Here is a 24,164-nt window from a genome sequence, read left to right on the forward strand (position 1 = left end):
ACCATGATTCCGAACCCTGAATCCCTTGATCAGGGGCTGATCGTTTCGGTGCAGGCACCACAAGGCTCGCCGATGCGCCACCCTGATGTGATCGCTGCCATGGCCGATGCCTCCCTGCGCAATGGGGCAGTCGGTGTGCGCTTGGAAAGCCCTGAACACATTGGTGCTGTGCGTCGTCGCTGCCCAGATGCTTTGATCATCGGCTTGTGGAAGTGCACGTTCCCCGATAGTTCGGTGTACATCACTCCGGGATGGAAAGAGATCCAGGCGGTGTGGTCTGCAGGTGCCGATGTGATCGCAATTGACGCTACAGCCCGTAAGCGGCCTGCCGATCAGGACCTTGCAACGTTGGTGCAGCGCACCCGTGATGAGCTGCGTGCTCCCCTGATGGCTGATGTGGATTCGCTCGACAATGGACTGCGTGCGGCCGAACTGGGCTGTGACTGGGTTGGAACCACGCTCTACGGCTACACGGAGGCGACAGCGCAGCAGCGCCCACCTGCCTTAAGTCTTCTTCCCCAACTTCGTGCTGAACTCCCAAGCTCGGTTCGACTGATCTGCGAGGGGGGAATTGCTTCATCGGCCGATGCCCGATCAGCGTTGCAGGCTGGAGCAGACACCGTTGTGGTTGGGACGGCGATCACGGGAGTGGACCTCCAGGTGATCGCCTATTGCAGGGAAATGATCAGCTGATCACATCATTCCGGGCATGCCCATGCCACCCATTCCCGGCATGCCCATGCCACCCATGCCACCCATGCCACCCATGCCACCCATGCCACCCATGGGATCGCCGTCTCCTGCCGGAGCAGGTGCTGGAGGTTCCGGTTTGTCGGCGATCACAACCTCGGTCGTGATCAGAAGAGAGGCGATTGAGATCGAATCTTGTACGGCCAGACGCACCACCTTTGCGGCGTCGACGATGCCTGCCGCCATCAGGTCTTCATAAGCACCACTGAGGGCGTTGAATCCTTGGCCACTGCTGCGCATGCCAGCGATCACAACATCGCCGTTCTGCCCGGCATTGGTAGCGATCTGATGAATTGGTGCGGTCAGCGCCCGTTGCACAATCTCCACACCGGTGCGTTGGTCGCCGTTGAGGTTTGCCGCCAGCGAGCTCAGGCTGTCGGCGAGTTGCAGCAATGTGCTGCCGCCGCCGGCAACAATGCCCTCTTCGATAGCGGCACGGGTTGCATTCAGGGCATCCTCGATTCTCAGTTTGCGGTTCTTCAATTCCGTTTCCGTCGGGGCACCGACCTTGATCACGGCAACGCCACCGGCCAGCTTGGCGATCCGCTCGCTGAGCTTCTCGCGGTCGTAGTCGGATTCGGTGGCCTCCAGCTCACGTCGGATCGCGCCAACGCGTTCGCTCACGGCCTGGCGATGGTCGTCGGTGGCGACAATCGTGGTGCTCTCCTTGCTGATGGTGACGCGGCGCGCTTTGCCGAGATCCTCGAGGGTCACCTTGTCGAGGGTCATCGCCTTGTCCTCGCTGATCAGCGTTCCGCCGGTGAGGATGGCGATATCGGCGAGGGCTGCCTTGCGACGTTCTCCGAATGAGGGAGCCCGAACAGCGGCCACCTGCAGAACCCCACGGCTCTTGTTCATCACAAGCGTTGCCAGAGCCTCGCCTTCCACTTCCTCCGAGAGGATCAACAAGGGTGATCCACTTTTCTGAACGGTCTCCAGCACGGGGACAAGGTCTGTGATCGTGCTGATTTTGCGGTCCGTCAGCAGGATCAGTGGGTTTTCGAATTCACAGACCTGACGATCTGCATCGGTGACGAAGTAAGGGGAGCTGTAGCCGCGGTCGAAGGCCATGCCTTCGGTGATTTCGAGTTCCGTTGCCAGGGATTTCGATTCCTCAACAGTGATCACCCCATCGGTGCTCACCTTGTCCATAGCCTCTGCAATCATCTGACCGACTTCTTCGTCACCCCCGGAGCTCACCGTGGCCACCTGACGAATGGCATCGCCGGCGACGGCCTGGCTCCGCTCGCCCAGTCCCGCAACAATCTGTGCGGCGGCTTTCTCCATGCCACGGCGGAGTTCCACGGGGCTTGCGCCAGCAGCTGTGTTGCGAAGACCTTCCCGCACCATGGCCTGAGCCAGGACTGTTGCGGTCGTGGTGCCGTCTCCGGCTTTGTCTTTGGTCTTTGACGACACCTGCTGCATCAGCTTGGCGCCGAGGTTCTCGAACGGATCATCCAGTTCGATTTCGCGTGCGATCGAGTCGCCGTCGTTGACGATGTCGGGTGCGCCGAATTTCTTTTCGAGCACAACGTTGCGACCCCGGGGGCCGATCGTGACGCGCACTGCATCGGCGAGTGCATCTACACCCCGCTCAAGGGCGCTGCGGGATTCGTCAGAGAAAGAAAGGAGTTTGGCCATAGTCGCGGGGACGCCGTTGGCCACTGTCCCATAGCGATGTGGCACTCGTGGAGAGGTCTTTTGGTGGGGAAAGCCGAATGGTTTCGAGTCGCCTGGATGCCCCCCTTAAACGAACTCATTAGGGTCCGGTCATGGCTGAATCGGGAGCGCTCTTTTTTGTCCTGATGGCGGGGCTGGCCGGTTCAATGGCCCTGGTTTACGTCCCCTTGCGCATTTTTCTGACAGCGACAGCCCGCAGCCGTCGCCTTCGCCTGCTCCAGCGCATCCGCCGCTTGCGTGATCAATTGGCCCAACCCCTTGACCCCTGATTTTTGTTCTCAGGCCATCACCATGCCGCCATCAACCTGCAGCACCTGGCCTGTGATGTAGGCCGCTGCTGGGTCGGAGGCAAGGAAGCGCACGGCACCAGCCACCTGCTCCTGGGTTCCAAAGGTCCCCAGCGGGATGTCTTTGAGAATGGCCTCCGCATCGAGGTCCTTGGTCATGTCCGTGGCGATGAAGCCTGGAGCTACCGCGTTCACGGTGATGCCACGGCTGGCGAGCTCCTTCGCGGTGCTGCGGGTCAGACCGATGACGCCGGCTTTGGCGGCGGCGTAGTTGGCCTGGCCAGCGTTGCCCATCAGCCCCACAACAGAGGTGATGTTGATGATCCGGCCACTCTTCTGCTTCAGCATCGGGCGTGCCACAGCTCTCGTGCAGAGGAACACACCACTGAGATTGAGGTCGATCACCGCTTGCCAATCGTCGGTTTTCATTCGCATCAGCAGGCCGTCCCGTGTGATGCCGGCGTTGTTCACCAACACATCCAGACGGCCGCTGCGTTCAAGCACCTGTTTGATCAGGCCATCCACCTCTGCCTCGACAGACACATTGGCTTTCAGGGCGTAGGCCTGGCCCCCAGCTGCAGTGATCGCAGCGACCACGTCGTCCGCTGCGGCGGCGGAATTGGAGTAGTTCACGACGACTTCTGCTCCTGCTTCGCCCAGGGCTAGGGCGATGGCACGGCCGATGCCGCGACCTCCTCCTGTCACCAGGGCGGTCTGACCGGCAAGAGAAGCGCTGGGAGACATGGAGGAACCTTTGATCGCAGGATCGTACGGAGCCGCCGTCATCAACCTCAACCCGGCATGGTTTCAATCGTGTCGACGGCCTCCCCCAGTAACGCTTGAAAGGTCGCGAGTTGGGTCTTGCTCCCCAGCACGATCAGGAGTTGTCCAGGTGCCATCTGGGTGTCTCCGCCTGGATTGGCGATCAGCTTTCCCTTTTCTCGGATCGCCAGCACCATGGCTCCACTGCGGCGGCCCAGCTCCAGTTCAGACAGGCTTCGCCCACGGATCTCCATCAGGTGCAGTGGGTCGTGACTCAGCTGGAATTCCTCGATCTCGTAATCAGAGCCAGCCAGAAGCTCCATGAAGTTGAGTGCCAGGGGCCGCAGAGCAGAAGCCGCCATCACGCGGCCACCAGCCACATAGGGACTGACCACGACAGTGGCCCCTGCCAGACGCAGCTTTGAAGCCGCTTCATCGCTGTTTGCGCGTGCAATTAAGCGGCAATCCGGCCTTAGATCCTTGGCGCTGAGGATCACATAAAGATTGGAAGCATCGCTCGGAAGGGCTGCAACGAGGCTGCAGCAGCGTTCGAGGCCTGCGTCCAGCAACGTTTCGTCCAAGGTTGCATCCGCCTGCAGAACACGCATCCCCTTCATTTCAGCGACATCCCTTCGATTGGGATCCGTCTCGATCACCACGAGAGACACCCCATCGCTTTGGAGTTGGGCCGCGATTTCCTGCCCGATTCGGCCATAGCCGCAAAGGATCACATGGTTGTGCAGGCTTTCCAGCATGCGGTGAAAGCGGAATTCACGCAGTCTGAGGAAATATCCCGAGTCCTTCAGCCCGAGAACGCGTTGGATGGCCAGTTGAACAACCACCAATCCACCAATCACGATCAGCACGGTGACCAGGCGCCCTTGGGGTGACAGGACTTCCACTTCGCCATAGCCGATGGTGCTGATCGTGATCAGCACCATCCAGAGGCAATCGCCCCAGTCCCAGCCCTCCGTGATTCGGTATCCAAGGGCACCGGCGAAGATCACAGCACTCAGGGCACTGATGGGGCCCCGCCATGGAGCTGTGATCAGCTTCAGGTGTCCTCTGGCTCTGCGGCGCCTCATTGGACGTCCTTCAGAAACCGAGGGCTGTCAGAACTTCACTGCTCTTCAGCGTGGCGAGCTCATCAGAGCGGCCGAGACAGCGGATCTCGGCGCGCTTGGGGAGATCCTTTGACGCTGCTCCAAGGGCAACTAAGGGGGTGCCGCAATAGGTCGCCAGACGTTGTGAAATCGGGCAGCTGCTGAGCACAACATCGGCACAGGCAATCAGGGCTGCACGCTTGGCCAGGCTGAGCTTTGCTGGAAGCACCATGCTGCGCAGAGCCGGCAGGCGGCTTTTGATGGTTTCAGGAAGCTTGTGCCATTCGGCTGCAGGCCAGTCATGAACTTGGCCTGTCGGGGACAGCAGCAGCAGAGGACCATCGCCGCGGGGCAATGCTTCTCGGGCTTCATCGAGAACACCTGCCGCCAGGGGCACGCGGAACTGCTCGGCCTCGAGTTCAAGACCAAGGGCCTGGAGGTAAGGAGCCAGACGCTGCGCAGTCCAGCCCTGGTCGATGCTGAGCCTGTCGGTGCAGGCAAAGCCTTCAGATCCCAGCCGTTTGGGGATATGACTCATCGACAGCATCAGGTTGACCTGCTGACCTTCAGCAAAGTTGATGCACACCTGGAAGTCAGGTTCCCGCACACAGCCGAGCAGATTGGCCCAGTCCGCAAGGGTGGGGTTGGCCTCGAAGCTGAACGGCAACAGCTTTTCTAGGCATGGCAGGAGTTTCCAAGGGGCTGCCTGCTGGGGATCACACGCCACCTGCAATGTGGCGTTGAGCTTCTGGCAGATCTCGGCCAGGGCTGGTAGACGGTCCAGCTGGTCTTCGAGCGAACCCGGGCTTAGGGCAAGAACTCGCATGCAGCGCCGTCATCCATGGTGCGAACTGATTTTATGGAGGTCGTTTACGCCTGCCCAGGGCAGGAGTCGCTTGTGCATCTGTTGATTGCTGCGGCAGGAAGCGGTCGGCGCATGGGTGCGGATCGGAACAAGCTGCTTTTGCCGTTGGCCGGACGCCCTGTCATTGCCTGGACCCTTGAGGCGGCCTTGCGCTCTGAGCGGATTGAGTGGATCGGCATCGTCGGCCAAGAGGTCGATCGAAACGCCATCCTGGCCGTGCTGGATGCACCCAGCAAGCCGGTGCATTGGATTCAAGGGGGCAGCACTCGGCAGGAGTCGGTTCTGTGTGGTCTGGCGGGACTGCCGGAGCAGGCCCGCCATGTCTTGATTCATGACGGAGCCCGCTGTTTGGCTGAACCGGATTTGTTTGATCGTTGTGCTGCTGCTGTTGAGGCCGGTACGGCCCTGATTGCGGCAACACCGGTCAGTGACACGATCAAACGTGTGGGATCCGATGGTTTGATTCGAGACACGCCTGACCGATCCGAGCTCTGGGCGGCGCAAACTCCGCAGGGCTTTGCCGTCGACCAGCTGCGTCGCGGTCACGCTGAGGCGGTGGCTCAGGGCTGGACGGTGACCGATGACGCGTCGTTGTACGAGCGTCTTGGTTGGCCTGTGCAGGTCTTGGATGCTGGACCTGCAAACATCAAGGTCACAACGCCGTTTGACTTGACCGTGGCGGAGGCTGTGCTCGCCCTCAGGTCAGCAGGCTGAGCAGGCCTGTCTGGCCGTCGAGGCGTGCCATCTCTCCTATCGGCAGGGCAGCGTTGCCTGCTCGGTGACCAACGGGCAGGTCCATCACCCTGGGAATGCCGAGGTCGGCAGTGCGGTCCTCAAGAACCTGCTCGAGGTTGAAGCATTCCGAGGCATCTCGCGGTTCATCTCCGCACCCTTCGAAATTGCCAAACCCGAGACCTGACAAGCCTTGCAGACTGCCATTGAGCCTCCATTGGGTCAGCATCCGATCAATTCGGTAGGGGGCCTCCCCGACATCTTCCAGCACCAAAATGGCTCCTTCGAGGGGGGGGACGAAGCGGCTCCCCAGCAGGTGGGTGGCGACGGTCAGATTCGCCACGAGTAGGGGGCCTGTCCCCACCCCTCCGCCACCACCTCGTCCTTGTAGTGAGGGGACGGTTTGACCGAAGAGCAGGTTGCGCAATCGGTCACGACTCCAGTCCGGCTCCTCTGCAAGCGTTGTCAGTAAAGGGCCATGGATGCCGCCAGCGAACCCTGCTGCTTGGCGGGCCCAGAGCAGTGCTGTGACATCGGAGAAGCCCAGCAACCAGCCGCTCTGCCAGCGGATGGGCTGCTCCAGCAGCCGTGCAGCACCCCAACCACCGCGGGCACAGGCGAGAAGCGCCGCGGCTTGGACAGGATGCAGATCGGCATGGCGCGCCTCGTCCCGACCGGCGAAGTAGCCCCACCGTCGTGTCGCCAAGGTTTGGGGTTGAACGTTGAGGCCCCAGCTCTGCAGAACAGCAATGCCCTGCTGCAGCTTGATGTCGTCCTGCAGTGCTGAACTGGCGGCCACGCAGGCCACACGGTCTCCTTCACGCAGTGGAGCCGCCAGGGTGACACGCCTCACGCTCCCCATCCGCCGGCCAGAACAAGCCCTAGCCAAAGCAGAGTTCCCGCCTGGACTTGCTGTGAAAAGTGCCGTCCGTAGGTGCCCATGGAGGCGTTCTGGTTGTTCAGGGGGTTGCAGCTGAGCTGCATGAAGACTGTGGCAAGCAACCAGAGAGGCCAGAACGGTGCTGGGATCTGAGCCGACCAAGCTGCGAAGGCCAGGGCGATCGCTGTCACCAGATAGCAGCCCCGTACCACAGGCACCACCCGGGTTCCGAGGCTCAGGGCGCTGCTGTGCAGGCCGAGGCTGGCGTCGTCACGACGGTCGGCCATGGCGTACACCGTGTCGAAGCCGAAGGTCCAGACCACGGTCGCGAGCCAACTGCACAACAGTGCAGGGCTCCAGGTCAAAGCGGCAGTCGCTGCAGCCCAGGGGATGAGCACAGCGAAGCCCCAGCACACCGCCAAGATCGCCTGGGGGAAGGGGAACCAACGTTTCGCCGACGGATATCCGAGGATCGGCAGCACGGCCATGCATGCCAAGGGCAGGCAGATTTTGAGACTGGCGGCCGGAAGACTGAAGACAACAGCCAGGCTGACGACCAGCAAAGACAGCAGCAAAACCAACGCTGGGCCTCGCCGCAGGACGCCTCTGGCTAGGGGACGACTTTTCGTGCGTTCCACCTTGCCGTCGAACCTCTGGTCCCATAGGTCATTGGCGATGCAGCCTGCACCGCTCACGGCCAGGCCTCCCACAAGGATCTGCAGGATCAGTCCAAGGCCGGGCGGGGCTGCTGGATTCAGCCAGAGGGCCCATCCCGCTGGGATTAACAGGATCAGCCGTCCGGTGGGTTTGTTCCAGCGGAGCAGTTCAATCCAGGGCTGAAGACGGGCAGAGCTGCTGATCACAATCAACGAGATTTGAAGAACCCTAGTCAGGGTCTTATGGCTCCGGCTGTGAGTGGCAGAGTGGATTTACCTCCCTTCTGACGTTGATGCTGGATGCCCAGGCCCCAGCCAAGCCAACGGAACAGAACAACGGTTTGCCCCAGCCGGCGAATCCAGATCTGCGTCGGATTGCAGCGATCGATATCGGAACGAATTCCTTCCATCTACTCGTCGCAGCCATTGATCCAAAGCTGCGCACCTTCCGCATCATCCAGGCTGAAAAGGTCACCACGCGTCTGGGGGAGCGTGATCCCGCAACCGGTGAACTGACCGCGGCGGCGATGCAACGAGGGCATGAAACCCTGCGCCAGTTCAAGGATCTCGCCGCTAGCCATCAAGTTGAGCAGATCGTTACAGCAGCGACGAGTGCCGTCCGAGAAGCCCCCAATGGCCGCGATTTTCTCCAAACCATCCTGGATGACCTCGAGATGGAGGTGGATCTGGTCAGTGGCCCTGAAGAGGCCCGGCTGATCTATCTGGGTGTGCTTTCAGGAATGCCTTTTGGAGATCGTCCGCATCTTTTGCTCGATATCGGAGGAGGCTCCACTGAACTGATCCTTGCGGATGGTCGCGATGCCCGCGCCCTCACCAGCACCCGTGTCGGGGCTGTGCGTCTCCAGCGGGACTTCGTCAAAGACGATCCGATGCCCCCCAAACGTCGATCGTTTCTGCAGGCGTTCATTCAGGGATCGCTTGAACCTGCGGTCGACAAAGTGCGTCGCAGGATCAAACCCGGTGAAACACCTGTGCTGGTGGCAACCAGCGGCACGGCGATGGCCATTGGTTCTCTCGCGGCGAGTGAAGAGGAGCGTCCACCGCGCAAGCTGCACGGGTATCGACTCAGCCGGCAGCGTCTGGACCGAGTGGTCGATCGCTTAATCACGATGACCCCAGCTCAACGGCGGAATTTGGCTCCCATCAATGACCGGCGGGCCGAAATCATTGTTCCCGGTGCGCTGATTCTGCAAACCACGATGCAAATGCTTGGTGTTGACGAGCTAGTCCTCAGTGAGCGGGCCCTCAGGGAAGGTCTCATCGTCGATTGGATGCTTCGCCACGGTCTTCTTGAGGATCGCTTCAGCTTTCAGAGCAGCATTCGACAACGCACCGTGATTCATCAGGTGCAGCGGTTTGCGGTGAATCAGAGCAGGGCAGAACGGGTCGCCAGCCATGCCCTTCAGCTGTTCGACGCCACGCGAGGGGTGATGCATGACGACAGTGGCGAAGGTCGCGAACTGCTTTGGGCTGCAGCAATGCTGCATACCTGTGGACAGCACATCAACATCAGCGCCTACCACAAGCATTCTTGGTACTTGATCCGCCATGGTGAACTGCTGGGCTATTCAGAAGCGGAACATCTGATGGTGGCGGCGATTGCTCGCTATCACCGCCGCAGCTTGCCCAAGAAGCGTCATGAGTCCTGGCAGCTCTTGGCCAACCGAGAAAACCGTCGTTGCGTTCATCAGATGGCCATTTTGCTGCGCTTGGCCGCTGCTCTGGATCGCAGGCCAGAACCAGTGATCTCAGCATTGCGCATTCATGCAGTGAGAGGAGTGCTGCATCTGGAGATCGTTCGCGAGCGGGTGAACCAGAACGTCAGTCTTGAGCAGTGGAGTTTGCAGAGCTGCGCTGAGGTCGTACGGGAGGCCGTCGGAGTCGATCTGCGCGTCAGAGTTCAGGATTGAGTCGGATCCAGCGGATGTCGTCAACAGCCCCAAGGGTTCTTGTTTCAGCGTCTGGCGACGTCAGCTGCACCAGATCCGGCCGGCCGGCGTAAATCTCAACCAGCTTTGGATCTTCAATCCTGCGTTCACCGTTCAGAAGCCCTTCGAATTCCACAATCCCCTCACGACGCAGGGCGATCCAGCTGGGTTCGGTGCTGCTGATCGTGAGAGCTGTTTGTGCTGTCGGCGGCGCTGGGACGATGAGTGACTCAAGCTCAACTGCAACCTTGCCCCCTTCGAGATCCGCTTCGCTTGGCTCGAGGGTTGGATTGGCAGGCCTCAACCACTGGGCGAAGCGCGTCAACTCGGAGGCGTTGCTCCACACAACAAATCCAAGCCCAGCAAGCCCGGCGAGGGCCACAAGGGGAAGCGGGATGAATGTTCTCTGATTCTGAGGGGTGATGCCCCGCATTGTTGCCCCGGGAGTCGCCCTTTTGGGAGGCCTGGTGGTAAGGGGGCCGAGGGTCAGAATCATGGCGTCAGCATCCAAACCCAGATGGGAGCTGAGCCGGCGCACCATGGCCTTGATGAACACGGGTTCAGGCAGTTCGCCTTGATCGCCGCGTTCTAGTGCTGCTAGTTGCTCCTCGCCCATGTGCAGCTGGCTGGCAAGCTGGTTCTTGGTCAGTCCCGCTGCAGCTCGTGCCTCGGCCAACTGTCGCCCTGCTTCAGGCAGGCCTGTGGATTTGCCTTGGTCGTCCGCAAGACTCCGCGCGTTCATTAGCGTCTGAATCTGTCTACTCTCGTCAAATTTAAGTCAATTTCATAGCCCTGGTAGTACTTAATGAGACTGCAGGAGTGGACGGCAAGCACAATGCGGCAATGATCAGAGAAACAATATTTAACCTGTATTATTTTTTCTAAAATGATATGTCTGAAAAGGCATGATAGCGTGATCTATGTAAAAGCCAGTGTTTCTGAATCTTGCTTCTTCTAATTGTTGTTTCGCAATTATTTTATGAGTTATTCTTCGGAAAGTAGTTCGTGCCACTTGGCCTCTATCCAAGAATTGTGTGATTGTGCTGAGGCTCGCCCTGACGATCTCGAAATACAACTTCTGCTGTTGAAGCATTGGAAAAAATTAAAACTCCGTCTAAATGTCATCGAAAGTCTCCAGCAGATCGTTAACCTTGATCCACATCGTGTCACTGAACGTCTCCAGCTCGGTCGGTTCCAGGAATTGCGTGGTTCGACGGGATCTGCTGATCAACAATTTGATAATTGCATTGACTTACTTGATAAAGCTGCAAATTTTAATCATGCGTTAATAGGCGAATTCCTCGGAACTGCTCAGTGCGGTCATGATTTAAATAAAAATAATTTAAGGCTGCAAAGCCTTCTCAAAGCGATAAATGACTTTGAGCCACGTTCTAACGCTGAAATAAAAGTTCGTTCCCTAAGCCAAGCTCGAATGCATTTTGTACTTCGCCAGCGCCAAAAATTTTTGGACTCGATAAATTGTATTAAAAATGATTGGGCTGCTGATCCAGTCAAAAAACAGCTTGAGTCTTTAGCAAAACGTTGGCAAGATGACAATTTTTCTGCATTGGAAGCTCCAAAAATTTTTGTGATAGGGCTTAGTAGAACTGGTACTACCTCAATGCACGATGCTCTAAAAATATGTGGGTATCAAAGTTTGCACTGGGTTAATCCGCTTACGGGTTGTTTGCCCGATGAGACGGATATTGGTCTTTATGATGCAGCTGGCGACATTAATATCAGCTCTCGCTTTGAATCACTTGCAACTAGATATCCAAATGCTCGATTCATCTTGACACAGCGCTCGATCCAAAAATGGCTTCGTTCTATTAAAGATCACTACTCAAACTACCACGGTATTAATCATCCATCAGAGCTTCTGATTCCAAGCCTATGCTCTCCTTATACTGGTCAGTCTGGAATCATTCATGCCTCTTTGTATGCACATCATTCAACTTGGGTCGATGTATTCCAAGCCTATGAAAACCGTGTAGAAACTTTTTTTGCCGATCAGCCTGAGCGTTTGCTAAAAATTGACATCACATTAGGCTGTGGGTGGCATCACTTAACAAGCTTTTTGGGTATTCCTGAGCCAGATAAAGCATTCCCCCATACAAATTCTTCTCCACGGCATCATCTCAAAGCTGGCTTCTCTTCCACGAGCACGAAGACAAAGGTCAGCGACAATAATCCTAATTATTTGTTTCCTCTAGATATAGTTGCTAAGCTAGCTTCTGCGAAAATTGCTTTAGAAGGTGGGGAAATAGTGGAAGCACGTCGTCTTTATGAACTCATATTGGTTGAGAAGTCCGATAATTGTGCTGCCTTGGTTGGCTTGGCCTGGTGTGAACACAAAGATGGTAACTGGATAAAAGCGGCCGAGCTGTTTCAAAAAGCTCGCTTATTAGAGCCAGAGCATCAAGACGCTTTGAATTGGCTCGAGCATGAATTGTCATGCCAGCTTCGAGGAGCACGAGCGGCTTTAGAAGGTGGGGAAATAGTGGAAGCACGTCGTCTTTATGAACTCATATTGGTTGAGAAGTCCGATAATTGTGCTGCCTTGGTTGGCTTGGCCTGGTGTGAACACAAAGATGGTAACTGGATAAAAGCGGCCGAGCTGTTTCAAAAAGCTCGCTTATTAGAGCCAGAGCATCAAGACGCTTTGAATTGGCTTAGGTCTGAAATGACTTGTTTCCTTCGTGCAGAACGACTTGGAGATGTGGCAAAAGCTGTAAAACAACTTACATATCTTGATCCCCAATTGAAATCATATGTAGATGTTACTACTAATATAGCTGACGGAACCCATAATCATCTGAATTATGATTATGTTTTTATTATTACTTATGGTCGTAGTGGTTCCACATTGCTTCAAGGAGTTCTCAACAGTATCAATGGTCTTTTGGTTCGAGGGGAAAATTATAATTCTTTTTTCTCTCTCTACGAGTTTGTCCGGAATATGGAGATAGCACAAGACTACGGACCTGGTTGGGAATCATTTTTTCCATCGGGACCATGGTTCGGTGCTTGCCTAATGTCTCGAAAGCTCATCATGCAAATACTTCGAGATGCAGCTCGAAAAATTCTTTTGGCGGACTTACTTGATGATACTGCTGTTACTGCGATTGGGTTCAAAGAGATTAGATACCCCGAAATTGGTGATGATTTGCCTGGATATTTGCATTTCTTGGAAGAACTTTTCCCTAAATCAGCATTTATTATTAACACACGAGATCATGCTGCTACTGCTGAGAGTGCCTGGTGGGCAGATCAATCTTCTGATGAAGTAAGACTTGTCTTAAATCAAACTGAATCTTATTTTAAAAACTTCGCGGTCAGTCGGAATAATTGCTTTGAAATTAGTTACTCTGATGTAGTCGATCGTGGAATACGGTTGCGTGAGCTTTTTGATTTCCTAGGCGCTACTTTTGATCCTATTCGTCTAGATAAAGTATTTGCTGTAAGACATAGCTATCAGCCAAAAATAAAAACAGTTTGTAAGACCAGTCCTACTTCTTCTACTGATGTAAATCATAAATCTTCTATCGGTATACTGGCTTCACTAGACGCGCTTAAACAGCATCCCCATGATACGAATCTTTTATTCAAGTTAGTTAGTGGTCTCGCGGCTTGGGATCGTTTTGCAGAGGCAGAAGAATATGTTCAACGCATTGCGGCCATAAACGATATTCAAGGAGCATTGGCTCGTGTGCATCTACTTGAATGTATGAATTCCTGGGACGATGCAATTAAATTACTGGCAGAATTGCATTCTGCGTCGCCGAAAAATAAAGCAGTTCTTAATCGTTATTATCATTCTCTTTTAAGAGTAAATGATTTCGAAGAAGCCAATAGAACGCTTTCAAAGCTTAAAGTTTTGGAGCCAAGTAAGAACCATGATTTACTTAGTAGCACGCTGCTTCACCAGAAAGAAGGAAGTGTTGATTCTCTTGCATTTCTCTTTAATCGTTTCCAAGAGAATTCTGGAGAAATTAGCTGGAAACGTAGAATACTTTTTCTATGCTTCAATTCGTTGACAAGGGATGCATCGAATGCATTTTCTCCACTTGCTAATGATATTTTGGATTATGTTTTGGCTGAAGCCGTTGATGACAGTCAGTGTATATTTTTAGCTATAAAAATTGCAGTTGCACTTGGTCGCGACCATGATGCTTTTACGCTTCTTGAATCATCTCTCGCGACAATAGATGATCACCATAAATTTAAACTAATTTCTTGGTCTGCATATTGCAAAGGTGATATCGAAGAGGCCCGTCGTAATTTTGATATTATGATTAAGAATCAACCCATTCCTCAGGTGAGATCAATTTATGAAGGTGAACTTGCACGTATAGATAATCGTGAGATGCAGGTCGATGCAAATAAAATAAGGTTGGCAACCGTTATTAAAAATGAACTGTGGCGTCTGCCCTGGTTTCTTGATTACTATCGCTCAATTGGTATTGATGAGTTTATTTTTGTTGATAATGATTCTAACGATGGATCACTCGATTACTTGCTTCAACAGCCAGATGTCCTGGTGTTCCACACCAAAACTCCATACAAAATTGGACGATCAGGAGTCGTATGGTTAAATCATATATTTAGTCTTTTTGACAGAGGTTGGAATATTTATGTTGATGTAGATGAAGCACTTGTGTTCCACGATATTGAAATACATGGCATACGTGGTCTTACAAGCTATATGGACCGTCATGGTCATGATGTTGCGGCCGGCCAGATGATCGATATGTTTAAGGTTGATTCTTCTGAGTCAACTAAGTTTGGCAATGGTGCGGAAGACTTTATTGCGTCATACCCTTTATTTGACAAGACATATGTTCGTTGGCCAGTCATCGACTTTCCTTATTTTAGAGCTGTCGGCGGGATACGCCAGGCTGTGGGTGTTGGAGAGATTTCGACTAAAACTCCAGTTATGAAAGCAGGTCGCAACATTAAATTGTTGTTGAGTAGCCATACAGTTACGCCTGGATATATTTCAGATGTAGATTTAGGGCTTCTCCACTTTAAGCTTGCTGGTGATTTTCGTAATGATTTTGCTGAAGTAATTAATTCCAACGGTCGCATCAGAGATTGTCAAAATAGATACAAAAAGTACAAGGATTATTTTGACGATTGGTCTGCAAGGGTTCAAGATCTTGATTGGTCTAAGATCGCAACATATCAGACCTCTAAGTCACTGGTTCAGCATGGAGTGATTTCCTCTCTTCCTAGTTCTTTTGTATAAAGACTATGTCACAAAAAAATAATTTCCTAATCTCTTATTCATTATCTCATCGCTTTGCTTGGTACCGAGTTGCAAAAGTTGCGACGAGAAGTATTCATTCTCTTCTTGGCGATAATGTTTTCGATTATATCTATCTTAACAAACCTGGTGAAATGCCCGACGATCTTGCCGCTATTCTGCATAGTGACTGTTTTCGCTTTGCCTTCGTTCGTAATCCCTGGGATCGGTTGGTATCGGCATGGAATAATAAAATTAGACGAAATGTCAAGCATCGACTTGGTTATTTGAAAAGACTATATACTCCTATCGGCTCTCCCCTCGTATCTAATCTGTCTGGCCAATCGGTAGAAGATATAATGGAATTTGGAGCATTTTTAAAGCTTTTACCTGATTCGACATTATTTCATCAAGATAGACACTTTCGGCCTCAAGCCGAGATATTGGTCAATACTGATCTTCATTTCACTGGTCGGTTTGACCATTTTTCAGGCGATTTTAAATACGTTTTGAATTATATAGGTTTGCCGCATCTTCAGGATGAAATTCCTCACAGAAATCAAAGCAAGTTTCATTGTCATTATAGAGAATTATTCTTTAATCCAAATGATCGCCAATTGGTCGCAGATCTGTACTTAAAAGATATTAATCGTTGGGGCTTTGAGTTTTAGGTTAATCCCTTTCTTGATGCATGATTCATCCTTTTCGCACTATTTTTTATCGTGAAAGATCGAATTGATTTCTTAGTTGCTGGAGTCCAAAAGTGTGGAACTACTACTCTCTGGAAGTTGTTGAGACAGCATCCTGGCATCTGTATAAGTAATAAAAAAGAGCTTCACTTTTTTGATCAAAAACTGTATAAACCAACTCGTGAGAATATTAATGACTATCACTTTAGTGGCTGGGGAGTGACGAAATTTGATGGTACCTTGCTATATGGAGAAGCGACTCCAAAATATGTTTTAGTTGGTAATCAAGGTAAGCCATTATATTTGAGTCGCATAAGAGATTATAATCCAAACATTAAATTAATCGTTTTGTTTCGTGACCCAGTTGCGCGAGCTCATTCTCAATGGTACATGCTTCGGAAAAGCAATCCTAATCTTCCATCTTTTGACAATCTAGTTAATCAATTGATTGATGGCAAGCAAAATCGTTTCATTGATATTCTTAATAGAGGCAGATATGGATCGATTGTAGCTAATCTTATCTCTCTTTTTCCTCCTGAAAACTCCCTCTTTCTGGCACCTGTGGATCTCCATCAAAGTATTGATGAGATTACTGCGTTTCTTGGGGCATCCTCATTTAGCTATCAGCCAGTATCTTCTTTGATTAACAATGACAAAGGGCTTGTCTTGCCGTCAACTGTCAATAAATTGAGACGGTTCTATCTTTATGAAATTCAATTGTTTCAGAGGCTTACAGGCGCAGACGTGTCAAGTTGGCTTGATTGAATACGTCTGGATTTTTGCATTGGGTTTTGAGGGTTGATTGGTAATTATAATTTTCGTGTTGTTGGCTAGCTGATTGTTTTGCAACCTTGAATCTTGAATTTGCAGAGCTGTGCTAAGAATTAATGAAAATTATATTTCAGATATTTATTTGTTTTGGTTAATAATTAATATATATGGGCGATACTGGATTCGAACCAGTGACCCCTTCCGTGTGAAGGAAGTGCGCTACCACTGTGCTAATCGCCCTGACTGGACAACTTTAAACTATGGCCTAGCGGGCTTTCGGACGGAACAGATGGTCGTGGTCAGGCGAGTAGAGACGTGAGCGTTGAGGGCCACCGGCGAGGGCCGGACTCACCACATAAAGCGTTGTTCGAATCAGATTGTGTTCCCGACTGATCGCAGCCATCTCCCCTAGAGGGACCACGGTGAGCATCTGATCAGGCCAGCTCACCCGATGTCCTATGGCTACTGGCGTGTCGGCGGGGTAGTGCTCCAGAAGGGTGGTCTGCACCTCCTCGACATGTCTTGCACTGAGGTAAATGCAAAGGCTGGCGCGCAGGGTTGCCAACCTGCCGAGCTCTTCCCGTTCCGGCACGCCGGTGCGTCCTCCGGCCCGACTGAGCACGATGGTCTGCACCACTCCTGGAAGCGTGAGTTCGCTAGAGAGTCCAGCTGCTGCGGCTTGGTAGGCACTGATTCCAGGCACCACCTCCACAGGGATGTCCGCGTCACTCAAGGCACAGATCTGTTCATTGATGGCGCTGTAGAGCGCCGTATCGCCGTCATGGAGCCGGACCACCCGTTTGCCCTGGCGGTAGCGCTCGATGAGTAAAGGGATCAGCTCTTCGAGCGTTGTCGTGCTGGTGCGGATCCGTTCGCAATCGGCTGGAGCCAGATCGGTGATTGCAGGACACACCAAGGAATCTGTCCAGACCAGAACCTCAGCCCGTTTGAGCCGATCAGCAGCGCGAAGGGTAAGCAGGTCTGGAGCACCTGGGCCTGCTCCAACGAAACTGACAACGTGACTCAAATGCGTTGGCCTGATGGATCAGGCAGGGGTCGCTTTCGTCCATATAGCCACCAAAGCCCGATCCCGCCGAGAGCGACCAACGTGCAACTCATCAGTTGGGCGATGCGGATGCCCCCTTCGCATGCGGGGGGAAGTGAGCCGATGCAGAGGGGATCGATGCGAAGACCTTCAATCCAGACGCGGCCAAGGCTGTAACCGACCAAGTAAACGCAGCTCATAGCGCCCGCCGGGAGGATCCCGGGGGACTTCAATCCGCGGCGGAAGAGCAGCAGCAGGACTGCGAAGAGCAGCAAATTCCAGACCGATTCATAGAGAAATGTCGGGTGGAAAAATTCCGAAGTGCTGTAAGCAACCGGGCGGCTCTGCGCTGGTATGAACAGCTTCCATGGCAGATCTGTTGGAACGCCAAATGCCTCAGAATTGAAAAAGTTCCCCCAGCGACCGATGGCCTGCCCCAAGGCCACAGAAGGAACCAGAACATCAAGGACATCCCAGAAGGGTTGCTTGCGCCAGCGGCAGAACATGATCAGCGTGAGCGTTCCTGCAAGCAAAGCGCCGTGGATGGCGATCCCTCCCTCCCAAATGGCAAGGGCCTTGAGCGGGTGCGATGCGTAGTTGTGCCACTCAAATGCCACGTAGTAGATGCGTGCCCCGATGACGGAAAACAGCACGAGCACAGGCAGCAGATCGCTGATTAAGCCGTTCTCAAGATGTCGGAGCTTTGCCAGGCGACTGGAGAGGTTCAAGCCGATCAGCACTGCAGTGGCAATGAGCAGGCCGTACCACCGAAGCGGCAGAAACCAGTTTTCGGTTTGAGGCAAAAATTCCCCCGGCGACTGAAATGTCGCCAGGGGAAACAGAGCTTCCACAGCCATAGAAATCAGAAGTTGGCTTCAGCTGCCTGAACTTTCTCAATCTGCCTTTTCTTCAGCACCAACATGATCTGTGCGAGAGCCACAGCGGCGAAGAAAGCAAGCAATCCGTAGATGCGAACAGGGTTCTGGAGAACAATTTCTGCATCCACTTGACCGAAGCCGCCCACATTGGGGTCATCGGTCAGAGCAGCGCCGGCTTCGATGCTGTCGCCAGCCTTGACCAGAACTTCGGGCCCGACGGGAATGGTTTCGTTCACGCTTTCGCCATCAGCCGTGGTGATGCTGACCACGCTCGCGCCGTTGTCACCAGGTTCGATAGAGGCGACGGTGCCGCTTGCTGGTGCCGTGTAGATGGTGTTGTTGCTCTTTTCACCGGTGGGATAAACCTGGCCGCGACCGCGGTTGCCACCGACGTGGATCTGGTATTTACCGAAGTGGATATTGCTGTCGGTGGCTGGATCAGGGGAGAGAACAGGGAAGACAACTTCCTGGTGCTGGTCGCCAGGAATCGGGCCCACCAGCAGGATGTTCGGCTGGTCGTCGCTGTATTGAGTGAAGTAGACCCCTTCCGTTTCCTCCTTGATCTCATCGGTCCAGCGGTCCTGAGGGGCGAGGGTGAAGCCATCGGGAAGCATCACAACGGCGCCGACCTGGAGGCCTACGTCGCTTCCGTCGGCTCCGATTTCCTGGAGACCCTGCTCATAGGGAATCTTGACGCTGGCGGTGAAGACGCTGTCAGGAAGCACTGATTGGGGAACTTCGGCCTGGGTCAGCTTTTTGGCCAGGTGGCAGTTGGCGCAAACAATTTTGCCGGTGGCTTCCCGGGGGCTTTCGTAATTTTGTTGGGCCCAGAAGGGATATGCCCAGCTGGCAGACGGAGCGATTAGCAGCGCCAGTCCGATGACCAGCGATCCAAGGAGAAGCGAGAGGTGACGACGCATGGGACGGTGAGGGGATGCAGGCGTAGGGGAGGGAAAGATCAGGCCCACCAGGGCTTATCACCAGTTCGGAAATCGGTTTCGGTCCACTGGCTCATGAACACGTTGTCGTTCTCAACGCTGACGTTGGCCAGGGCCAAGGAGAGAGGGGCAGGGCCGCGGACCACCTTGCCGGTGGCGTCGTATTGGCTGCCATGGCATGGACACATGAACTTATTTGCACCGCTGTTCCAAGGAACGACACAGCCGAGGTGGGTACAGATTGCATTGATGCCGTAGCTGCCGATGGCGTCTTCACCTTCGACAATTAGGTAGGTCGGATCGCCTTTCAGTCCCTGAACAAGGCTGCGATCACCTTCTGGGTGGCTGGCAAGCCAGCCACTGGCTGTGATCGCATTGCCCAGCTCATCCTTGGCGCTGGTGCCACCGCCGCTGCCAGCGGCCTTGGGGGGGATGAAGTAGTTCGCCACCGGATAAAGGGCTCCAAGGGCCACACCGGTCACGGAGCCAAACGTCAGCAGATTCATGAACTGCCGACGACCCATTCCGGGCACATCGCTCGAGGAGAGTTGGGTCATGGCGGACGTTCATCCAGCTCGGATTGCCGACCATTATGGATGCTTAAGTGCCTGTCAAGCTTTGCAACGACTGGTGTCTTCCTGTACCTGCCGCATCAGCTTCTGTGCTTGAAATCACCAACGCCGTGCCCCAGCCGCCAATCAGCGTCGATGAGGTGATTGGCTGTCTACGCCAGCGCTGGCGGGCTACCTACGACCTTCAACTAGTGGTTCGCCGCCGCCGTTTGTACCTACAGGTGATGTGGGCCTATCTGGAGCAACAGTCGTTTCAAATGGACCTCGAGGCCTATCGGCAGCATCTCGGTGAAGTGCTGGATGTTGTGAATCGTCTTGGTTTGGCGGGTGAGGTGCGGGATTGGCTCGCTTCCACCCGTGATAAACCGCGTCTGGGGAAGGCGCTGAGTCTTCCGCTGCAGGCGTCAGGACCAGAGGCGGAAACGCTGATTAAGGAGTTTCTGGTCTGAGCGATTCGGTCAGAGCCACCAGGCCAACTCCGATCAGAAATAGCGCCGTGATGGCTCCAGCGAGTAGCAACATCGTGATGGGATCTGTGGACGGCGTCAGCACGGCTCCAGCAAGGGCGGATCCCAGCACAACCCAGCGCCAGGCACCAAGCATCGGCCGCCAGCGCACCAGCCTCAGGGCACCCAGGAGCAGCTGCAGCACCGGCAGTTGAAACGCCAGCCCGGTCGCCAGCATCAGCAGAAGAACAAAGTCCAAGTAGCGCTCGATCGACCAGAGCGGCTCAACGACATCGGCGCCGTAGCTCACTAGAAAACGCAGTGCGGCCGGCACGAGGGCCCACCAGGCGAAAGCCAAGCCCGCCATGAAGAGGACAGCTGACCCAGCAACGGCGGGGGCGATCAGGCGCCGTTCGCGGACTGTCAGGCCTGGCAGAACGAAAGCCAGGATTTGGAACAGAACATAGGGAAGGGCCAAGGTGAGTCCGGCATAACCGGCCACCTTGAGCGAGACGAACAGAAACTCGCCTGGGGCGAGCTGGAGGAAATGAATGCCGCTGGCTGGCGCCTCGAGCAGCCGCACCAGCGGTTTGACGCCCAGTAGGCAGGCCAGCGCACCGATCACTACGGCCAACAGGCTGCGCAGGACGCGTTGACGCAGTTCTTCCAGGTGGTCCACCAGGGGCATCTCCACCTCATTCGGCAGATCAGCATCACCAGGAGCCCTCCCAATGCGAATGGGTGGTGGTGGCTGCAAGGCTGGGGGACCGTCGGGGCGCTCAGACACGGACGCGGGTCGGGCGGCGCAACAGGTCAGCCCGATTGTGGGCTCAGGCTAGGGGCAAGCAGCCGTTGTTCCGCTCGCTGCGGCTCACCCCAGCGGATTTCAGCTTGACCATGGCGCACTGTGCCTGGGGCGGCACCGGGAATCCGTTGCAGTTGATCGGTTGGAACCATCACCACCGCCACCTGCTTGTTGCCACGTGCTCGACTGAAATAGGCGGCCAGATCCGTCGCCATGGCCAGATCTGCTTCATCGGCAATTCCGTTGGAGCTTTTCAGCACCACATGACTTCCTGGACATTCCTGGGCATGGAACCAGAGGTCACCGCTTCGGGCTTGGCGAAGAGAAATCCAGTCGTTCTGGCGATGGTTTCGCCCCACCTGAACCGTGAGCCGTCCCGGGGTGATCAGTTCCAGAGGACTGGGCTGATCTTGTCGACGCTGCAGTCGCGCGTCGCGACGGCGCTCCTTGGGCTTCAACAGTTGTTCGAGCTCCTCCCGCAGATCATTCAAGGCGGAGAGTCGTGCCTTGTAGTCCTGCCATTCCGCGCTCAGTTGATCCTCGATAAACGTTTCGCTCTCAGTGATCAGTTGAAGACGTTGCTGATGGTGCTCAAGCCGTTGCTCGAGGATCGGGCGTGATCGTCGCAGTTTTTTGGCACGGCGATATAGCGATTGGGCTTCATCCACCTGGTCTCGGCTTGGGTTGCCAAGGCAGAGGAGAGCATCCGCCTGGCTCTGAAGGACGCCATGTCCGTCGGTGGCCTCGAGGCGATGGCGTTGGTCATCGTGGGCGGTCTGTTCTTTGCTGCGCCATCGCTCCAAGCGTTGTCGTAGCTCATGGCTGACCCTGGCCAAGGCGCGATGTTCCAGGCACTGCTGGTGAAGAGAACCCAGCTTGAGAGCTAGCGAGGTTTGTGGGTTGACATCAGCATCGGGAGATCCCCACACCCTGTAGCGCCCGTCGTTTTCAACCACGAGGGCGAACTGTTCAAGCTGGAGTTGGTCCAACCAGAGACACCAGCGTTCATAGAGGTCTCGCCACTGGTTGGTCTCCAGGGTGTCCACGGGTTTGTTCAGCTTGTCACCGGCGAGCTGTGCTGCCAGGGCTGGACTAATGCCCTGGTAGGTCTGCTGAAAGGCCTTGCGCAGGGGGATCGGGACGAGTGAGAGTCGAGCTTGCCAGCGTTCAAAGCTTTCCGTTCGATCGGGTGCCAAGCCCTGAAGGGTCGGTGGTGGGCTGTAGGAATCGCCGGTTGAGAGAGGTCGCACGCGGGATTGATGCTCACGAACCTGTCTTCCCAGAGCAATGATGCGGCGTTGCTCATCGAGGAGCAGCAGGTTGCTGTGCCGTCCCATCAGCTCAAGCACGAGGATCCTGTGAATCGGTTCACCCGGACGCTGGGCGAAACGGAATTCCACGACTCGCTCAAATCCGCTCTGGTGGAGTTCGACGAGAGCCAGCTGGCGGAGGCTGTGCTGCAACTGTTGCGCGAAGGTGCTGCCGCTGCCGCTGCGCGGGGGAGGGTTGACCTCGACCAGCCGAGGGGCCTCGGCTTGCCAGCTGAGTTCCAGCCATACCATCCCTTTCAGGCTGCGACAGCCCAGTTGAATCGTTCCTGGGTCAGGTTGTTGGGCCTTTTCGAAACGGCTGGGCACCAGCCTTGGACGCAGATCCCAGAGCACCGCGCGAAGCGTGGTGAGATCCATGAGCTGAAGGCTGGTGGAGGCGATCACCGGGAGCACCGGGTGCGGCAATGGAGCTTCCTACTCTGCTGACCCACGCAGACGCCGCGATGTCCACCAGTGGAAAGCTCACCTTGATCACCGGGCCGAGCGGTGTCGGCAAGGGAACGCTGGTGAACCAGCTTCTGGAACGCCATCCCAAGATCTGGTTGTCTGTCTCGGCAACCACGCGTTCCCCGCGTCAGGGCGAGCAGGACGGCATCAATTACTTCTTTCACAGCCGTGCTGGTTTTGAGGCCTTGGTGGCTGAAGGGGGGTTTTTGGAGTGGGCGGAATTCGCGGGGAATTGCTACGGCACACCTCGCCGTCCTGTTGAGCAACAGATGGCTGGGGGGCGCCCCGTGCTCTTGGAGATTGAGTTGGAGGGAGCTCGCCAGGTGCGTCGCAGTTTCCCGGACGGCTTCCAGATTTTTCTGGCTCCCCCCAGCTTTGAGGAATTGGAGCGACGCATTCGTGGGCGAGGAACCGACTCTGAGGAGGCCATTGAGCGCCGCTTGATCAGGGCTCAAGAGGAGCTCAAAGCTCAACATGAATTCGATGCTGTCGTGACCAACGATGATCTCGAATCAGCTTTGCAGCAGGTGGAGACGCTGATGGAGTTGAGCTGATTCCGACGTTGCTGTCTTGAACCTTGCCGCTTTGAACGTTGCTGCTTGGAACGTTCAGGCACAAAAAAAGGGAACCCGAAGGTTCCCTGCGTAGGTGAAAGTTCACCAGGTGAATCACATTGGGTGAAACAGAAGATCGGGGAAGAAGCGATTCCACTCGATCAGGATCCCAGCAGTGGCTGTGAACCAGATGGCTGCAACCACAGGTGCGGCTGTAAGAAATTTGTTCATTCTTGAGAAGGCAATGTTTGAAGTCGTATTAATCAGCGAGGTGAAACAGTCACCTTGCTGTCGTCTTCGAGCAGCTTGCCGCTGGTGAATTCACCAAAAGCAGCCAGCGGCCAAGTGGCTGCTGCCAAAAGGCTCTTGATGGCAATGCTGCGATCGATGAAAATTTCGTAGTTGGCGGCATTTTTGCCGCGGGTGGCTTTCAGGTACTCACGACCGGCCCAACCAATGCATCCGGTGATGTACAGGAACATGATCCCGGGATAGACAAAGTCCCCGGCATGGCTCCAGCGGCCATCAACGATCAGATGGGGAAGTCCATCTGCTCCACAAGATGCTTTGCTGTACATCTCGAAGCGAGCTTTGGCCTGAGGCGTTGTGGCAGCAGCAGCACGCTGCTGGAAGCGAGCACTTTCTGAGCAAGGTGTGAGGCCAGCCACATCCGCCTTCGCGACGGGGGCGAAGCCGAACACCAGGAGTGCTGAAAGCACGACGGCGAAGAGACGACGCATCGGAACGATTCCTCTGAACGGTGCCCCGAAAGGGCAAGA

24 protein-coding genes and 1 tRNA gene are annotated in these 24,164 nt (G+C 54.9%); 9 read left to right on the plus strand and 16 right to left on the minus strand.

Annotated elements, in window-relative coordinates; translation table 11 throughout:
• Nucleotides 1-3 precede the first annotated feature (3 nt).
• Complete coding sequence (locus DXY30_RS11445) at nt 4-693, plus strand: N-acetylmannosamine-6-phosphate 2-epimerase (protein WP_115095067.1); 690 nt, start codon at nt 4-6, stop codon at nt 691-693.
• Here the strand turns inward: DXY30_RS11445 and groL are convergent, their stop codons facing one another.
• A complete protein-coding gene (gene groL, locus DXY30_RS11450; RefSeq protein ID WP_115095068.1) occupies nt 694-2,391 on the minus strand; it encodes a chaperonin GroEL in 1,698 nt (565 codons plus the stop codon).
• A gap of 131 nt (nt 2,392-2,522) precedes the next feature.
• Between groL and DXY30_RS14215 the strand changes: the two genes are divergently transcribed.
• Nucleotides 2,523-2,699, plus strand: a complete 177-nt coding sequence (locus tag DXY30_RS14215; RefSeq protein WP_166017435.1) for a hypothetical protein — start codon at nt 2,523-2,525, stop codon at nt 2,697-2,699.
• 9 nt (nt 2,700-2,708) lie between these two features.
• Here the strand turns inward: DXY30_RS14215 and fabG are convergent, their stop codons facing one another.
• The 3 genes from fabG to DXY30_RS11465 are packed head-to-tail and all read right to left on the minus strand — an operon-like array spanning nt 2,709 to nt 5,408.
• Entirely contained in the window at nt 2,709-3,461 is a 753-nt protein-coding gene (gene fabG / locus DXY30_RS11455) for a 3-oxoacyl-[acyl-carrier-protein] reductase (protein WP_115024366.1), read from the minus strand.
• A 47-nt stretch (nt 3,462-3,508) separates the two neighbouring features.
• Nucleotides 3,509-4,564 carry a TrkA family potassium uptake protein gene (locus DXY30_RS11460; RefSeq protein ID WP_115095069.1) on the minus strand — a complete coding sequence of 352 codons (1,056 nt, stop codon included), beginning with the start codon at nt 4,562-4,564 and terminating at the stop codon, nt 3,509-3,511.
• A 10-nt stretch (nt 4,565-4,574) separates the two neighbouring features.
• Complete coding sequence (locus tag DXY30_RS11465) at nt 4,575-5,408, minus strand: glycosyltransferase family 9 protein (protein WP_115095070.1); 834 nt, start codon at nt 5,406-5,408, stop codon at nt 4,575-4,577.
• 72 nt (nt 5,409-5,480) lie between these two features.
• Here DXY30_RS11465 and ispD point away from each other — a divergent pair, with 72 nt between their 5' ends.
• Nucleotides 5,481-6,161, plus strand: a complete 681-nt coding sequence (ispD, locus tag DXY30_RS11470; protein WP_115095192.1) for a 2-C-methyl-D-erythritol 4-phosphate cytidylyltransferase — start codon at nt 5,481-5,483, stop codon at nt 6,159-6,161.
• On the opposite strand, the gene DXY30_RS11475 is transcribed toward ispD, so the two are convergent.
• Complete coding sequence (locus DXY30_RS11475; protein ID WP_115095071.1) at nt 6,145-7,041, minus strand: LD-carboxypeptidase; 897 nt, start codon at nt 7,039-7,041, stop codon at nt 6,145-6,147. The two genes, ispD and DXY30_RS11475, sit on opposite strands and share 17 nt — an antisense overlap.
• Nucleotides 7,029-7,922, minus strand: coding sequence for a 4-hydroxybenzoate polyprenyltransferase (locus DXY30_RS11480; RefSeq protein WP_115095193.1), 894 nt, complete (start codon nt 7,920-7,922; stop codon nt 7,029-7,031). Before DXY30_RS11480 ends, DXY30_RS11475 begins: the two co-directional genes overlap by 13 nt.
• Nucleotides 7,923-8,008: 86 nt before the next feature.
• On the opposite strand from DXY30_RS11480, the gene DXY30_RS11485 reads away from it, so the two are divergent.
• A complete protein-coding gene (locus DXY30_RS11485) occupies nt 8,009-9,646 on the plus strand; it encodes a Ppx/GppA phosphatase family protein (RefSeq protein ID WP_115095072.1) in 1,638 nt (545 codons plus the stop codon).
• Here the strand turns inward: DXY30_RS11485 and DXY30_RS11490 are convergent.
• On the minus strand, nt 9,630-10,406 hold the full coding sequence (locus DXY30_RS11490; protein ID WP_115095073.1) for a RodZ family helix-turn-helix domain-containing protein: 777 nt from the start codon (nt 10,404-10,406) through the stop codon (nt 9,630-9,632). The genes DXY30_RS11485 and DXY30_RS11490 overlap by 17 nt on opposite strands.
• A gap of 270 nt (nt 10,407-10,676) precedes the next feature.
• Here DXY30_RS11490 and DXY30_RS11495 point away from each other — a divergent pair, with 270 nt between their 5' ends.
• The 3 genes from DXY30_RS11495 to DXY30_RS11505 are packed head-to-tail and all read left to right on the plus strand — an operon-like array spanning nt 10,677 to nt 16,363.
• Nucleotides 10,677-14,912 (plus strand): sulfotransferase, encoded by a 4,236-nt coding sequence (locus DXY30_RS11495; RefSeq protein WP_170951247.1) that lies wholly within the window; start codon nt 10,677-10,679, stop codon nt 14,910-14,912.
• Between the two features lie 5 nt (nt 14,913-14,917).
• A complete protein-coding gene (locus DXY30_RS11500) occupies nt 14,918-15,580 on the plus strand; it encodes a sulfotransferase family 2 domain-containing protein (RefSeq protein WP_115095075.1) in 663 nt (220 codons plus the stop codon).
• A gap of 51 nt (nt 15,581-15,631) precedes the next feature.
• Nucleotides 15,632-16,363, plus strand: a complete 732-nt coding sequence (locus tag DXY30_RS11505; RefSeq protein WP_170951248.1) for a sulfotransferase domain-containing protein — start codon at nt 15,632-15,634, stop codon at nt 16,361-16,363.
• Between the two features lie 174 nt (nt 16,364-16,537).
• Here the strand turns inward: DXY30_RS11505 and DXY30_RS11510 are convergent.
• The 5 genes from DXY30_RS11510 to petC form a co-directional block, all read right to left on the minus strand.
• A tRNA-Val gene (locus DXY30_RS11510) sits at nt 16,538-16,609 on the minus strand.
• A 25-nt stretch (nt 16,610-16,634) separates the two neighbouring features.
• Nucleotides 16,635-17,396 carry a precorrin-4 C(11)-methyltransferase gene (gene cobM, locus DXY30_RS11515; protein WP_115095077.1) on the minus strand — a complete coding sequence of 254 codons (762 nt, stop codon included), beginning with the start codon at nt 17,394-17,396 and terminating at the stop codon, nt 16,635-16,637.
• Nucleotides 17,393-18,271, minus strand: coding sequence for a prolipoprotein diacylglyceryl transferase (gene lgt / locus DXY30_RS11520; protein ID WP_115095078.1), 879 nt, complete (start codon nt 18,269-18,271; stop codon nt 17,393-17,395). The genes cobM and lgt overlap by 4 nt, the downstream gene beginning before the upstream one ends.
• Before the next feature lie 5 nt (nt 18,272-18,276).
• On the minus strand, nt 18,277-19,212 hold the full coding sequence (gene petA, locus DXY30_RS11525) for a cytochrome f (RefSeq protein ID WP_115095079.1): 936 nt from the start codon (nt 19,210-19,212) through the stop codon (nt 18,277-18,279).
• 38 nt (nt 19,213-19,250) lie between these two features.
• Nucleotides 19,251-19,787 carry a cytochrome b6-f complex iron-sulfur subunit gene (gene petC, locus DXY30_RS11530; RefSeq protein WP_115024049.1) on the minus strand — a complete coding sequence of 179 codons (537 nt, stop codon included), beginning with the start codon at nt 19,785-19,787 and terminating at the stop codon, nt 19,251-19,253.
• Between the two features lie 47 nt (nt 19,788-19,834).
• Here petC and DXY30_RS11535 point away from each other — a divergent pair, with 47 nt between their 5' ends.
• Nucleotides 19,835-20,251 carry a DUF3067 family protein gene (locus DXY30_RS11535; protein ID WP_115024048.1) on the plus strand — a complete coding sequence of 139 codons (417 nt, stop codon included), beginning with the start codon at nt 19,835-19,837 and terminating at the stop codon, nt 20,249-20,251.
• Here DXY30_RS11535 and tatC read toward each other — a convergent pair.
• Together tatC and DXY30_RS11545 are read right to left on the minus strand one after the other, a co-directional pair.
• A complete protein-coding gene (gene tatC / locus DXY30_RS11540) occupies nt 20,232-20,936 on the minus strand; it encodes a twin-arginine translocase subunit TatC (RefSeq protein WP_206339220.1) in 705 nt (234 codons plus the stop codon). The two genes, DXY30_RS11535 and tatC, sit on opposite strands and share 20 nt — an antisense overlap.
• A 125-nt stretch (nt 20,937-21,061) precedes the next feature.
• Nucleotides 21,062-22,741 carry an NFACT family protein gene (locus tag DXY30_RS11545; protein ID WP_115095195.1) on the minus strand — a complete coding sequence of 560 codons (1,680 nt, stop codon included), beginning with the start codon at nt 22,739-22,741 and terminating at the stop codon, nt 21,062-21,064.
• Nucleotides 22,742-22,827: 86 nt separating this feature from the next.
• Between DXY30_RS11545 and gmk the strand changes: the two genes are divergently transcribed.
• The gene (gene gmk, locus DXY30_RS11550; protein WP_115095196.1) at nt 22,828-23,385 is read left to right on the plus strand and encodes a guanylate kinase; all 558 of its coding nucleotides are present in this window, start codon (nt 22,828-22,830) and stop codon (nt 23,383-23,385) included.
• A 114-nt stretch (nt 23,386-23,499) separates the two neighbouring features.
• On the opposite strand, the gene psaJ is transcribed toward gmk, so the two are convergent.
• Nucleotides 23,500-23,616, minus strand: coding sequence for a photosystem I reaction center subunit IX (psaJ, locus tag DXY30_RS11555; RefSeq protein WP_006850741.1), 117 nt, complete (start codon nt 23,614-23,616; stop codon nt 23,500-23,502).
• A 32-nt stretch (nt 23,617-23,648) separates the two neighbouring features.
• A complete protein-coding gene (locus tag DXY30_RS11560) occupies nt 23,649-24,125 on the minus strand; it encodes a Photosystem I reaction center subunit III (protein WP_115024045.1) in 477 nt (158 codons plus the stop codon).
• Nucleotides 24,126-24,164: the final 39 nt, after the last annotated feature.

Source organism: Synechococcus sp. UW106 (assembly GCF_900474015.1).
Lineage (GTDB): Bacteria > Cyanobacteriota > Cyanobacteriia > PCC-6307 > Cyanobiaceae > Parasynechococcus.